This is a genomic window from Candidatus Enterococcus moelleringii (assembly GCF_017377575.1).
Classification (GTDB): Bacteria; Bacillota; Bacilli; order Lactobacillales; family Enterococcaceae; genus Enterococcus_A; species Enterococcus_A moelleringii.
In genome coordinates, this window is record NZ_JAFREM010000031.1 from 74,955 (window position 1) to 88,408 (window position 13,454).

17 protein-coding genes are annotated in these 13,454 nt (G+C 39.6%); 1 reads left to right on the plus strand and 16 read right to left on the minus strand.

From position 1 onward, the window contains the following. Both mraZ and JZO70_RS19035 read right to left on the minus strand, forming a co-directional pair. Nucleotides 1-432, minus strand: coding sequence for a division/cell wall cluster transcriptional repressor MraZ (mraZ, locus tag JZO70_RS19030; RefSeq protein ID WP_207675270.1), 432 nt, complete (start codon nt 430-432; stop codon nt 1-3). A 161-nt stretch (nt 433-593) separates the two neighbouring features. After that, nucleotides 594-977, minus strand: a complete 384-nt coding sequence (locus JZO70_RS19035) for a DUF3397 domain-containing protein (protein WP_207675271.1) — start codon at nt 975-977, stop codon at nt 594-596. Nucleotides 978-1,200: 223 nt separating this feature from the next. On the opposite strand from JZO70_RS19035, the gene JZO70_RS19040 reads away from it, so the two are divergent. Then, nucleotides 1,201-1,317 carry a DUF4044 domain-containing protein gene (locus JZO70_RS19040; RefSeq protein WP_207675272.1) on the plus strand — a complete coding sequence of 39 codons (117 nt, stop codon included), beginning with the start codon at nt 1,201-1,203 and terminating at the stop codon, nt 1,315-1,317. Nucleotides 1,318-1,484: 167 nt separating this feature from the next. On the opposite strand, the gene recN is transcribed toward JZO70_RS19040, so the two are convergent. From recN to JZO70_RS19110, 14 genes are all read right to left on the minus strand, one after another. Next, the gene (gene recN, locus JZO70_RS19045) at nt 1,485-3,155 is read right to left on the minus strand and encodes a DNA repair protein RecN (protein ID WP_207675273.1); all 1,671 of its coding nucleotides are present in this window, start codon (nt 3,153-3,155) and stop codon (nt 1,485-1,487) included. Nucleotides 3,156-3,166: 11 nt separating this feature from the next. After that, the gene (locus JZO70_RS19050; RefSeq protein ID WP_207675274.1) at nt 3,167-3,625 is read right to left on the minus strand and encodes an arginine repressor; all 459 of its coding nucleotides are present in this window, start codon (nt 3,623-3,625) and stop codon (nt 3,167-3,169) included. A 10-nt stretch (nt 3,626-3,635) separates the two neighbouring features. Further along, nucleotides 3,636-4,448, minus strand: a complete 813-nt coding sequence (locus JZO70_RS19055; RefSeq protein WP_207675275.1) for a TlyA family RNA methyltransferase — start codon at nt 4,446-4,448, stop codon at nt 3,636-3,638. An 11-nt stretch (nt 4,449-4,459) separates the two neighbouring features. Next, nucleotides 4,460-5,338 (minus strand): polyprenyl synthetase family protein, encoded by an 879-nt coding sequence (locus JZO70_RS19060; protein WP_207675276.1) that lies wholly within the window; start codon nt 5,336-5,338, stop codon nt 4,460-4,462. A 2-nt stretch (nt 5,339-5,340) separates the two neighbouring features. Then, on the minus strand, nt 5,341-5,565 hold the full coding sequence (locus JZO70_RS19065) for an exodeoxyribonuclease VII small subunit (RefSeq protein WP_207675277.1): 225 nt from the start codon (nt 5,563-5,565) through the stop codon (nt 5,341-5,343). Beyond that, nucleotides 5,565-6,902, minus strand: a complete 1,338-nt coding sequence (xseA, locus tag JZO70_RS19070; RefSeq protein WP_207675278.1) for an exodeoxyribonuclease VII large subunit — start codon at nt 6,900-6,902, stop codon at nt 5,565-5,567. The genes JZO70_RS19065 and xseA overlap by 1 nt, the downstream gene beginning before the upstream one ends. Nucleotide 6,903: 1 nt before the next feature. Continuing rightward, a complete protein-coding gene (locus tag JZO70_RS19075; protein WP_207675279.1) occupies nt 6,904-7,758 on the minus strand; it encodes a bifunctional methylenetetrahydrofolate dehydrogenase/methenyltetrahydrofolate cyclohydrolase in 855 nt (284 codons plus the stop codon). Nucleotides 7,759-7,814: 56 nt separating this feature from the next. Continuing rightward, entirely contained in the window at nt 7,815-8,273 is a 459-nt protein-coding gene (gene nusB / locus JZO70_RS19080; protein WP_207675280.1) for a transcription antitermination factor NusB, read from the minus strand. After that, a complete protein-coding gene (locus JZO70_RS19085) occupies nt 8,266-8,691 on the minus strand; it encodes an Asp23/Gls24 family envelope stress response protein (RefSeq protein ID WP_207675281.1) in 426 nt (141 codons plus the stop codon). The genes nusB and JZO70_RS19085 overlap by 8 nt, the downstream gene beginning before the upstream one ends. Before the next feature lie 14 nt (nt 8,692-8,705). After that, nucleotides 8,706-9,263: an elongation factor P gene (gene efp / locus JZO70_RS19090; RefSeq protein WP_207675282.1), complete on the minus strand. Its 558-nt coding sequence runs from the start codon at nt 9,261-9,263 to the stop codon at nt 8,706-8,708. A gap of 77 nt (nt 9,264-9,340) precedes the next feature. Further along, on the minus strand, nt 9,341-10,405 hold the full coding sequence (locus tag JZO70_RS19095) for a M24 family metallopeptidase (protein WP_207675346.1): 1,065 nt from the start codon (nt 10,403-10,405) through the stop codon (nt 9,341-9,343). Nucleotides 10,406-10,568: 163 nt separating this feature from the next. Beyond that, nucleotides 10,569-11,057: a hypothetical protein gene (locus tag JZO70_RS19100; protein ID WP_207675283.1), complete on the minus strand. Its 489-nt coding sequence runs from the start codon at nt 11,055-11,057 to the stop codon at nt 10,569-10,571. After that, nucleotides 11,038-11,844, minus strand: coding sequence for a DUF3100 domain-containing protein (locus tag JZO70_RS19105; RefSeq protein WP_207675284.1), 807 nt, complete (start codon nt 11,842-11,844; stop codon nt 11,038-11,040). Before JZO70_RS19105 ends, JZO70_RS19100 begins: the two co-directional genes overlap by 20 nt. Continuing rightward, on the minus strand, nt 11,841-13,112 hold the full coding sequence (locus JZO70_RS19110) for a M20/M25/M40 family metallo-hydrolase (protein ID WP_207675285.1): 1,272 nt from the start codon (nt 13,110-13,112) through the stop codon (nt 11,841-11,843). The genes JZO70_RS19105 and JZO70_RS19110 overlap by 4 nt, the downstream gene beginning before the upstream one ends. Between the last annotated feature and the right edge of the window lie 342 nt (nt 13,113-13,454).

The following is a 13,454-nucleotide window of genomic DNA, read 5'->3' on the forward strand; positions in this document are numbered from 1 at the left end:
CTAAAATCCAAAATCTACCATTGTCTCCGCAATGTCATCAAAATTAGCTTCTGTTTCTATTGTAAACTCACGCCAACGCGCTTCGTTCCATATTTCAATTCGATTTGCTACTCCAATAATCACACACTCTTTTTCTAAAGCAGCGTGACTTCTCAAAGTAGATGGAATGTTAATTCGACCTTGTTTGTCAATTTCACATTCGGTTGCAGCAGAGTAAAAAAAACGGACAAATGCTCTTGCATCTTTTTTAGATAGCGGCATCTCATTCAATTTTTCTTCCAGCTCATTCCATTGAGTCATAGGGTAACCAAATAAACAGCCATCCATACCTCGAGTGACTACAAATTTTTCACCTAGTTGTTCACGCAATTTCGAAGGCACAATCAATCGACCTTTTGCATCAATATTGTGCTGAAATTCTCCCATGAACATCCAGATTCACCCCTATCTACCACTGCATGAGTTTAGTCTACCACAATCCCCCACAATCTACCACATTTTCTAGGAAACTAAAACCCGAGTTGTCTGACCTTCACTAACCATATTGTATTGTCAATGATATCAAGTGATTCTGCCAGTTTTTTTAAAGTCTTTTATCTAAGAACTAAGCGAATAAAACTAGCAATAATCAAGATAAAATACATGACTACCGATAATAAAAATGTCATTCGCCAAAACATCTTGAAAAATCGTCCATATACGATTTCTCGGTACCGATATGCTTGAAATAAAACGACGGCAATTCCCAATAACAGAATTGTCAGCAAGAAATACGGTAAAATTGAAAACGTGCTGATATGCTTTGAAATCTCATGCATCCCTACAAACAAAAATGGTACAGAGATATCTGGAACTTTAATATTAAAACGCTGCTTTAATTTTAGGATACTTACAATATAATCTGAACCTAGCAGTATGATGACTGGAAAAACATACCACAATAACAAAATTGGTGAAAATGAACCCAACACACCCATTCCTTCCTACTTATAACTACTAACGACACTATACTTCATTATCATTACATTTTTGTTTCAGTTTATTTAAAATCTAGTAGATTTAGCAACTCTTAACAAAGAACAATTTTTCTTCATACTTCTCAAGATTTGTTTACAATTTCTATAATGCTCCGCGTAAATTTGCAGAGACCACCATTATAGAGTATCATATCTGTGAATATGTACAAGGACGGTGACAAAATTGAAGGAAAAAAAGTCAACCAGCACGTTTTCTAAAATCACTAAAATCGTTATTTGGGTTATGCTGATCTTGATGGTAGGATCGGTTGTAATCAGCAGTCTCATCAGCATTATGTAAGAAAGTCTTTGAATATCCGTTTAGTCTCAGTGTTATAAGACTAAACCAAGCTGTAAATCCGACTTTCTTAACATTCTCTAAGCAGGCTCATCAGCCGTGGGAAATCTTGCTTTTATCACCAGTAAAAAATACCGCTGTTCCTTTAAATTGTGGAACAGCGGTATTTTTTATTGCTTAGCCATGGCCAATAGCTCCTTAGCATGCTGAAGCGTTAATTCGGTGATTTCTGCTCCGGCAAGCATTCTAGCAATTTCATTTGTTCGTTCAGTTTCAGGTAATTCTTCCACTTTGGTGATCGTTCGACCATTTACGATTTCTTTCTGAATAAAAAGCTGATGATCTGCTTTAGCAGCAACCTGCGGCAAGTGAGTAATACACAGTACTTGAGAGTTCTCACCAATTTGATAAATCTTATCAGCAATCGCTTGAGCTACTCTGCCGCTAACACCGGTATCAACTTCATCGAATACGATACTTGTTAGCTCCTGTGTTTTGGAGAAGATCGTTTTTAGCGCTAACATTATTCGTGAAATTTCTCCACCGGATGCAACCTTAACAAGCGGCTTAAGAGGTTCACCTGGGTTAGTAGTGATGTAAAATTCGACTTGATCCAAACCATCTTCTTGAAAAGCAGTTGCCTTGAACATCACTTGAAAGCGTGCGTTTTCCATGTACAGCTGTTTAAGTTCCTGCTGAATAGCTATTTCTAACTTTTCAGCCATTTTTTCCCGCTCATCATGTAACCCTTGAGCTTGTTCAGTTAGGACATTTTCCTTTTCCAACAGTTCATTTTCTAATTGCTCCAATTTCCCTTCTGAGAAATCCGAGTCCAACAGCTCTTGACTGATTTTCTGATAGTAAGCCAGGATGGCTTCAATTGAATCGCCATACTTGCGTTTTAGCTGATGAATAAGGTCTAAACGCTCGTTGACGATCTCCAATCTCTGTTCATCCAGTTCTAAAACATCCAGCTGACGGCTGATTTCGCTAGCCGCGTCCTGCAGCAAATAGTAAGCACTGCTGACATTTTCCGAGATGCTTTGATACTCACTATCTAAGGAAGCGATGGATTGTAATTCTTGACTAACCGATCCAATCGAATCCAATGCACCAGCTTCGTCGTTAGACAGTCCCTGATAGCTGTAAGAGAGCGTGTCAACGATCCGTTGGAAGTTCATCAACTTGTCTCTTTCTTCTATTAAACGCGCTTCCTCGCCGTCTTCCAGCTGAGCATTTCCAATCTCTTCCTGCTGAAAAGTCAGCATATCAATTCGTTGGGCAAAAGACTGTTCGTTTTGCTTATACTTATTCACTCTTCTCGCTAGATCCATATAATTTTTATATTCGGTTTGATATGCGCGTTTCTTCTTTTGAAAAGCTTTTGAACCGAAGCTGTCCAATAAGCGTAAATGAGAGTCCGGATTCATCAGTTCTTGATGATCATTTTGCCCTTGAATATCCACTAGGTATTGACCGATTTTACGCAGACTGGCTAATGTAACGGTTCGTCCATTAATACGGCAAATATTTTTCCCCGACAGGTTCATATCTCGCTGAACAATTAACATATTGTCTTCGATATCAATTCCTAATTCTTCAGCCAGCTCTTGAAACTCGACTTGCTGGGGTAAATCAAAAATCCCTTCCAGCAAGCAATGATCACTGCCTTGTCGAATGTACTCTATTGAAGAGCGTGCGCCTGCTAATAAGCTGACTGCATCAATAATGATAGATTTCCCTGCTCCTGTTTCACCAGTTAACGCCGTCATCCCATTGGTAAAAGTTAGATGCAAAGAAGAAATAATCGCAAAGTTTTTGATTGTCAATTCCTGCAGCATACTATAATCTCCTACTCTTTTTGACTTCTGCTGTTAATTTCTTGGTACAGTTCTTTGGCATTGTCTTCTGATCGTGCCACCATCAGCACACTGTCATCATCATTTAACACCGCAAACAATTTTTTGCTGAAAAATTTCTCAATTAAATTCGCTGCGGCTGATGCATTTCCTGGAAGAGTTTTTAAGACAACCATCTTTTCCATTTGATCAGCTGACAAAAAGGCTTCTTGCAACAGATCAGCCAAGCGCTCGGATAAATTTTCTTCGTTCTTATGGGGGACACTGTAACGATAGCCGCCGTTCACTGATGGAACTTTGATCAGTTTCATCTCTTTAATATCACGAGAAATGGTCGCTTGCGTAACATTTACACCTTCATTGGCCAAAACGCTTACGAAGTCTTCTTGTCTTTTAATATCGTTTTCATTAAGCAAACGAGTAATCAAACGATGTCGTTCTTGCTTTCGCATGTGGAACCTCCTAACGTAATTGTTGATGGGCTTGAGCAACGACTTCCTTCAAATCAATTGCAGGATTCATTTCACCTAATGGACCGCCAGCTTTTAAATGAGCTAAAAACTCAATATTCCCTTCACCGCCTGTGATAGGTGAATAAGTAATTGCTTCTACATCAAAGCCCGCTTGCAAAGCAAAGTGGGTAATGTCATCCAACACATTGAAGTGGGTCGAAGGTTCTTTTACGATGCCCTTTTTCCCAACAAAGGCTTTACCTGCTTCAAATTGCGGCTTAATTAACGCTACTACATCTCCACCAGAAGAAATAATTTCCTTTAAGGGTGGCAAGATCAATTTCAGCGAAATAAAAGAAACATCAATCGTCGCAAAGTCTGGTTGACCTTTAGTAAAGTCTTCCGGTTTTGAGTAGCGAAAATTGGTGCGCTCCATCACGACTACTCGTTCATCCTGGCGAATTTTCCAGGCCAGCTGATTGTAGCCGACATCTAAAGCATAGCTCATTTGGGCACCATTTTGTAAAGCTACATCAGTGAAGCCGCCAGTCGATGAACCAATATCCAAAACATGCTTTCCTGCAATCGAAAGGTCAAATTCCTGCAAAGCCTTTTCCAGCTTTAGCCCTCCACGAGAAACATATGCCAAACCTTGTCCTTTTATTTGCAATTGGGTCGTTTCAGCAATTTTCTCTCCCGGTTTATCCAGACGTTCGTTATTTTGATCATATACCTGGCCAGCCATGATCGCCCGTTTCGCTTTTTCTCTTGTTTCAAATAGCCCTTGGTTAAAGGCTAAAACGTCAACACGTTCTTTTTTCATGATGCGCTCCTCTACAATGCAAACAATCTAATTAATTCTTGAAAAAGACCAGAGTCAAAATCTTCGGCTTCTTTTAATTCTTCGATCACTTGTGTTGCTTGATCTAACTCTTTTTGCAAAGCCTCTTTTGCTCCTGATACCCCTAAAAGAGCAGGGTAAGTACTTTTTTCCTGCTTAGCATCCTGGCCAACATTTTTCCCTAATTCTTCTGTTGTCCCTACTACATCTAACAAATCATCTCTAATTTGGAAAGCCAGTCCGATGTGCTCCCCAAGTTTTTGCAATTGTTCAATCACATAGTCGGTCTGATTAGCCAAGATTCCCCCCGCGACGAAAGCATAGGTTAGCAGTGCACCCGTTTTAGCACGATGAATAGCCATCAGCTCTTCTAGCGAAACCTGCTGTTTTTCAGCAGCCATGTCGCCAGCCTGACCCGCAACCATTCCTTCCGAGCCAGCTGCTTTAGCCAACAATTGCACCAGCAGTACTTGCTTGTCAGATTCCAAAGAGGTTTCACTTACTAACTGAAAGGCACCCGTTAATAAACCGTCTCCAGCTAAAATAGCCAACGCTTCACCGAAAACTTTATGATTAGTGGGCTTGCCTCTTCTTAAGTCATCATCATCCATTGCCGGCAGATCATCATGAATTAGTGAGTAGGTATGAATCATTTCTAAGGCAGCAGCAACGTGGTATGTATTCACATCAATGCTGTTACTAAAGGAAGCTGCTGTAGTTAACACGATTAACGGTCGAATTCTTTTTCCACCAGCTTTTACCGAGTACGCCATGCTTTCAGCCAACGACTGATTGCTTGTATGTTCCTCAATAAAAGTCAACATAGCTTCTTCTACTTTCGGCAGTTCTTTTGCTCTGAAAGATTGCAGCATGTCTAGGCTTCCTCCTCACCTGTAAAGGGCACTTCTTCATTATCATCCGTCATCATCTTCGTCAATGTTTTCTCTGCCTTGCTTAGGGTATCTTGACATTGTTTGCTTAAAAGCATGCCTTTTTGGAACACTTCCAAGGCTTCTTCCAACGGGACATCTCCCCGCTCTAATTGAGCAACAATGGCTTCTAATTCAGCAAGAGATTCTTCAAATGTTGCGTTTTCCATTATTTTTCTCCTTTTTCAACAATTTTATCAATGGTTGATTGAACCGTTCCATCAACAAAATGGATCGTTAATTCTTTTTCTGTTAACTCTTTGACAGAGCGAATGACTTGATTCTCTTGGGTAGTATAAGTGTACCCTCGCCCCATTATTTTTAAAGGACTCAATAGGTCTAAAGAGGCAATTGCATGCGCCATCTTCTGTCCCTTATTTTCCATTAATACTGTCATCTGCTGCTGTAATCGATTGGTTAAATAGTCAACCTGTTGCTGGGTGTTTTTCACACGATTCAACGGTGTTGCTTGCTCAAAACGTCCAATTACTTGAAGCAATTGTTTTTCTCGTTGATTGACTAAAACAGTCGTCTCCTGCTGCAGCCGTTGAGTCAAACGATCCAATTGAATACTTTGCGCTTCATAGAGCCGCATTGGCTGTCTAAAGATATAAGACTGCATGATTCGCTGGTATCGTTCTTTTTTGCGTTCCAGCAGGTTCAAATAGGCTTGTTCTAAACGGTTTTGCTTTTCCTTCAGTCTTAATAGTTCTTCGTTTAAAACGGGTACAGCCAGCTCGGCAGCTGCTGTTGGCGTAGCTGCTCGCACATCTGCTGCTAAATCAGCAATAGTTGTATCCGTTTCGTGCCCAACTGATGAAATGATCGGCAGTGGTGAAGCAGCAATTGCTCTAGCAACAACCTCTTCATTGAAAGGCCACAAGTCTTCAATCGACCCGCCACCTCGACCGATGATCATCGTATCAAATTCGCCAGCCTCTGCCCGCTTAATATTTTTTACAATATTTTCAGCTGCTTTGTCCCCTTGAACAACGGTTGGAAACAGCACTAATTGTGCAATTGGATAACGTCGTTTGACTGTCGTAATGATATCCCTGATAACCGCGCCGCTGGGACTTGTTAATACCGCAATCCGTTTAGGAAATCTAGGAAGAGGTTTCTTAGGCAAGGAGAAAAGGCCTTCTTTGTTTAGCTTCTCTCTGAGTTCAGCCAATGCTTGATATAGCGCACCTACTCCATCAGGTTCCATATGTTCGATGTAAATTTGGTACATTCCGCTTGCTTCATACAAAGCGACTCTGCCGACAACTAAAACTTTCATTCCTTCTTTAGGAGTGAACTTCAGTTTTTGAAAAGCACCTTTGAACATAATGGCGTTGATCTTTGATTGTTCATCTTTCAAACTAAAATACTGGTGATTGTTAGGCCTTAAGCGAAAGTTCGATATTTCACCGGTAAGGTAGACACGATCCAAATAAGGATCGACATCAAATTTACGCTTGATATATTTATTTAAGGCACTAACTGTTAAATATTCCTGTGCCACATCATTCACCTAGTTTCTGCCGTCGACACGCCTCAACTGTCTGCTGCATTAGCATCGTAATTGTCATTGGACCTACTCCCCGAGGAACAGGCGTGATAAAACCAGCTATTGGTTCCACTTCGTCAAATTTAACATCACCGATTAGTTTTCCCGCTTCGTTACGGTTCATTCCTACATCAATGACTACAGCACCCGGCTTAATAAACTCTTTCGTCACAAAATGCCCTTGACCAATTGCAACAATTAAAATGTCGGCTTTTTTTGCCAATTCCGGCAAGTTGGCCGTTTTAGAATGGGCAATGGTTACCGTTGCGTTTTCTGCCAATAATAGATGCGCCATCGGTTTGCCTACAATATTGCTGCGTCCGATAATTACAGCCTGTTTTCCAGCTAAAGAAATTTCATAAGCTTCAAACATTTTCATGATGCCATATGGGGTACATGGGATCATGTGAGGTGCTCCGGCAAATAATCGCCCTAAATTCATTGGGTGAAACCCATCAACGTCCTTAATCGGATCAATCGCTAAAAGTACTTTTTCTTCATCAATATGCTTTGGTAATGGCAATTGAACTAAAATACCGTGAAATTCTTCTGCTTGGTTAAAATGTTCAATTTCTTTTAACAATTCATCCTCTGAAATTGTAGCTGGGTAGCGCATAACCTTTGAATGGATACCGATGCGTTGAGCAGCCAGTTGTTTGTTTTTTACATAAGTCTGACTAGCAGCATTCTCCCCAACTAATAAAACGACAAGCCCGGGACGCAGTCCGGCTTTTTCTAGTTCTTTTACTTCTACTGCGGTAGCATCTTGAAGCTTCTCCGCTAATTCTTTTCCATTGATAATTGTTCCCATACTTCCACCCCTGTACATCTGTGTGATTTGAAATGAAGCTGGAAAAAATAGCTCAATTAGCTATTTTCCCCAGCTTCATTAATTTCTTTCATTACATTCGATAAAATACCATTCACGAATTTTCTTGATTGGTCATCGCTAAACGTTTTAGCTAATTCAATTGCTTCATTTAATACTACACGATTAGGTACTTTCTCGTTATAAAGCATTTCATAAATACCAATTCGCAAGATAATCAAATCCATTTTGGCAATTCGTTGAATCGACCAATTAGAACGCAAATGTTTTTGGATAATTTGATCTAATTCAGCTTTTTGGTCTAGGACACCACCTACTAATTCGTCTAAATAGATAGGCACAAATGCATCTTCTTCTTCACTAACCCATTCAGCCTGATCTAAGCTCAACGCGTGATTGATTGCATCTTTTTTAGTTAATTCTTGGTTAAAATCCAACGGAAAAAGTGCCTGCAAGGCTTTTTCGCGGATTTCATGACGTGATAACTCTTTACTCATCGTTTTCCTCTTCATCATTGAATAGTTCTTCAAGGGTTGGTTGTTCCAATTTCTCCGCTACTACACCAACCACATGGACATTTACTTCGCTTAGCGCAACATCCGTCATAAATAAAACTTGCTGTTTCACACGTTCCTGCATATCCATCGCTACTTTAGGTACAGAAATACCATACTCAAGATACGTATAGATATCGACTTTTAGTCCTTGCTCATCGTTGGTTAAGTAAACACCTTTTCCATGAGCAGCTTTTCCTAAAAGCTCAGTGACATTGTTGGCAAATGATCCCCGCATGCCATAGACACCTGCTACTTTTGATGCAGCAATTCCGATAATAACTTCAATGACTTCTGGAGCAATAATAATTTCGCCAAGATCTTGATTTTCCCGTAAAACTAAATTTTTTTCATCTGCCATATTAACTCTCTCCTTTATGCCCGTGAGACATAACTACCGTCTTGGGTATTAACGATCAGTTTATCTCCTTGATTAACGAAAAATGGAACATTAACTGTCAAACCAGTTTCCATTATCGCTGGTTTTGAACCACCAGAAGAAGTGTCTCCCTTGATGTTTGGTTCAGTTTCAGCTACTTCTAAAGTAACGGTATTTGGTAAATCGACACCTAAGATTTCACTGCCGTACATAATTACATTTAATTCAGTATTTTCTAATACGTAGCGCATCTCATCTTCTATCTGTGTTTGCGGAATCTCGATTTGTTCATAATTATCCATATCCATGAATACGTAGTTGCCGCCATCATCGTACAAATATTGCATTTTACGATTATCGATTTGAGCTTTTGCTACTTTTTCACCTGCGCGGAAGGTTTTTTCCTGCACCCCACCCGTACGCAAATTTTTTAATTTCGAACGAACAAAAGCAGCACCTTTTCCGGGTTTTACGTGTTGGAAATCAACGACGCGCCAGATACCACCATCTACTTCAATTGTTAACCCAGTTTTAAAATCATTTACTGAGATCATTACTATTCCTCCTTGATTCATATCAACTAGAGATTTGTTACTAGTTTATCATTTCTTGGACGCTTACGCTACCACTACTAGAGAATGATTAGCTCCTTTGGTGAATGGGTTAATATACGATTCCCCTGTTCCAGAATAACTAAATCATCTTCGATTCGAACGCCGCCTAATCCACTAATATAAATTCCAGGTTCATCAGTGACAACATTCCCTACTTTTAAAGGTTCTTCATTCACCCAACTCAAGTTAGGTCCCTCGTGAATGTCCAGTCCAATCCCATGACCTGTTGAGTGACCAAAAGCATCGCCATAGCCAGCTTCGGCAATGATTGAACGAGCAGCGTCATCTAACTGTTGTCCGGTAACTCCAGCTTTTGCTTGTGCGATAACATTAAGCTGTGCTTCAAGCACGATTTCGTAAATCTCTTTTAATTGTTCTCCGGGGTCACCAATTGCGAATGTCCGAGTAATGTCAGAAACATACCCTTGGTAAATACAACCAAAATCCAAAGTAACCATTTCGCCGCGTTCAATGATTTTCTCACTAGCAACACCGTGAGGAAGGGCTGAACGAACACCCGAAGCGACAATAGTATCAAAAGAAGTCCCCGTCGCTCCTAAAGAACGCATGTAAAAGTCTAATTGATTGGCTACCTCAATCTCTGTCATACCTGGCCGAATCATTTTCAACACATGGTCAAAACCAGCATCAGCTATACTGCAAGCTTTTTCGATAATAGCTAACTCAGATTCATCTTTTTGTTCTCGCAACTGCTCGATTAAGCCACTAGCTGGTGCAAATTCTGCTTCAAGAATCTCTTCATAAGCTGAATATTCTGCAAAAGTGATAAAACTATCTTCAAAGCCTAATGAAGAAATTTGATCCTTCTCAACTAGATCAGCTACCACTTCACCAATTATCCCTTGGTGTTGTAAGATCGTCATACCGTGTACCTGTTCGGCAGCTTGTTCAACATAACGAAAATCTGTGATGAAATAAGCATTTTCTAACGTGACAACTGCTATGCCAGCAGTTCCAGTAAAATTAGTTAAGTAGCGCAAATTCGCTGGGCTTGTAACCAAATAACCGTCCAGTATTTCTTCTTTCATTAAATCCCTTAATCTATTGATTCTTTCTAGCATCATTTACCGCCTCATTTCCCTACCTATTATAACAAAAACTAATCAAACACAAAAAGAAACAGGAGCAAAAACTCCTGTTTCAGTGACGATTTATGGAAATTGATAACAATACTAAAATATTTGCAAACAGCTAATTTACTCTCTATAGAAAGCAATTATACTGCTACCTTCCAGAAAGGATTAGCCCAATTTGAGCAATAATAGCACTTCCTAAATACGTTCCGATGAAGACAAAGATAGCAACAATGGCCACTTTCCATGAAGTTTTTCTCAAATCCATCAGACTATCTGCCACTGACAATCCCGCAAAAGCTAAAATAGGTGTTGTGATCGACAAGAAATCAACCCCGGCAATCGCTTGAACAAAAAAGTCTGACATTAAGCAAAAGAATAATGACACTAAAGAAACCCAACCTAAAATGGGAAAATCAGCTAGTATCTTAATTCCCGTTTTCTTCACCATTGCTGAAACGAAAACACCAATCATGGAAAATACCCAAAGTACAACTAACCCTTGAATGGTTTGCATGTTGATTGGAGTTGAATCTGGATTTTTGACTAGCTTCACAGCCTGCGTAAACAAAATCAGACTAACACTCAATAGTAAAACAAAAGAAATTTTGATGTATTCATTAGTTTGTTTCTTTTCCACGACGTGATCCTCCTGTTAATAAATTGTACATAAAGCGCTGCAAAGGAACGGCAATGAACACCATTGTATAAGTTCCTAAAAAGCTGGTCAGCAACTGGCTGGCAGCCGCATAAGCCGCAATCGTTGTTTCATTTTCAGGCATCAAAGCAATTAAAGATGACGATGCCGCAGTCATCATACTTGCAGAACCAACCCCCGAACTCATAGCTAACGCCCGGTAATCCAAACCAAGACCTGCCATAATTGGCGCAAAAATACTAAAGAAAATTGAGCCAAAAAGCGTTCCGATCAAATAAAGTGACAATACGCCTCTTCCTTCAGGAGAATTTAGTGTGTATTTTTCTGAAATATACGCTAGCTCCCCTTCACGACCTAAACCTAAAGTAGCACCGATTGCTTCCCGACGAAGTCCTAGGAATAAAGCAACTGGCAAGCCTAAAATAACTGTCCCTACATTTCCCAATTCTTGGAATAAAAAGACCCATCCCACACTCAAAATTTCCCGCAACCGAGGTGCTACATCGGCACCGTAGCGAGCCATTAACGGCAGCATAATGTACAACAAGTATTTGGCCGAAAATTGAATATTAGTTTTAGAATATATTTTGGCTATTAGCCCTTTACGAATCATCGGCAACCCTAACAGCATCGCAATTAACACGGAGAAAACTAAAGGTAAAACAGTAATAGTCGTATTACCGATGGAAATAAATTGCATACCAATCATCTCGGCAATAGTAACCACTACAACAACAAAACCAATTAAAAATACTAACTGCTTTTTCATACAACTCCCCCATCAATCGAATCAATTAATTTTTTATACTCCTCAAATGATCGACGATAGAATTTCGTCGAATCCAAATTTCCAGACATTTCAGCAAAAACTGTTACTAAAAATTCTGGGAAAGTTTTCAAAACAAAATCTGGATCAATCATCTTAAAATCATCCCCATGAATGGTGCCTTCAAAACCACCATAGCTGATTTGGATGCACGGCCGCATAAAAGCAAGATCCCCAATATCGCCAGCCGCAGCTATACCTCCACGATCATCAATAATATCTGGAATAGCGTCACATTTTGAAAAAGCCGTTTCCACAAAAGTATTCAAATAGCGGTCTTGAACAAATGGTAAATAGCCCATTTCCGTTTCAATTGAAACTCCACCTTCCAAAGCATAGGCGCTTCCTTGAGCCGCGTGATCTAATTTTTTAGCAACTTCTGGCATGTATTCTAATGTTTTGCAACGCAAATCAGTTCCTACAGTGATCCGATTCGGAATAACATTCGTAGACATGTCGCTTTCCATAACAATCGGATTCACACGAATAGATTCTGTGTCTTTAAATTGCTGACGGCTCAAACCAATTGCAGTATTAAACAAGGTTGAGATACTGTATGCATTGATTCCAGAAAACGGATCAAACCCGGCATGAACGGCTTTTCCAGAAAAATAATATTTTTTATACAAAAATCCAGCTAAATCGCAATTCACCTCAATGGTTGGCCGTTCAAACAATTCACCAATCGCATGCACACATACACCAAAATCAATATCATCAAAAATCCCCAACGACATTGCTTCGGGCTTTCCACCAAGAAATTGAATTTTGCCAGCTTCACGAAGTTGTTTGCGGAAATCTAAATCTAAATATTCTTCCGCGGGTACAAAAACGAAACAGAGATTGAAGTCTAAGCGCTCATACTCTTTAGTTTTTACGTAATGATTATATAACGCTAATGCAATTGCCACTTGAGTGAAGTGTCCACAATTGTGGGCGGCTCCCGTTTCCGGATCAGCCTGAAAATGAGTTGGGGCGTATACAGCATCCAATTCCGCGATAAAACACATGGTTCGTTCCTTGCCTTGGGACAAGTAAGTCTTAATACCCGTGTCTGAAAATTGCGAAAATTCAATCTCTGGATTGATTCTTCTTAACTCTTCGATAACTTTTTGAGATGTTCGCTGTTCCTTGTACCCTAGCTCTGGATGCAAAAACAAGTCTTCGGTAAACGGTAATAATTGTTCATAGTACTGAGAAAAAGTTGTCATATTCTACCTCCTATTAAATGAATCTATTTTATATTACCGATATCCATGAGAAATTTCAATCACTTCAAGGTAAAGATGAATTCTTTTTGTTTACTAACCATAAAAGATGGCGATATTCCGACTTTTTTGAAAGGATGAATAGCAGTAACGTAATCAATCAGAATCATCTATTAAAATAACCATAAATAAAAAAAGTCCTTCGAACATTCAGTTTTTTCTAAAAAAATTTCATACCGGCTAACTTGCACCTTTTTTTGGAGCAGTAGCGTAATAAACTTGATAAATCAACATTTCCCAAAAATGACCTTGCAAGTTAGAGGGGTCCATTGCAACTTAGCGAAT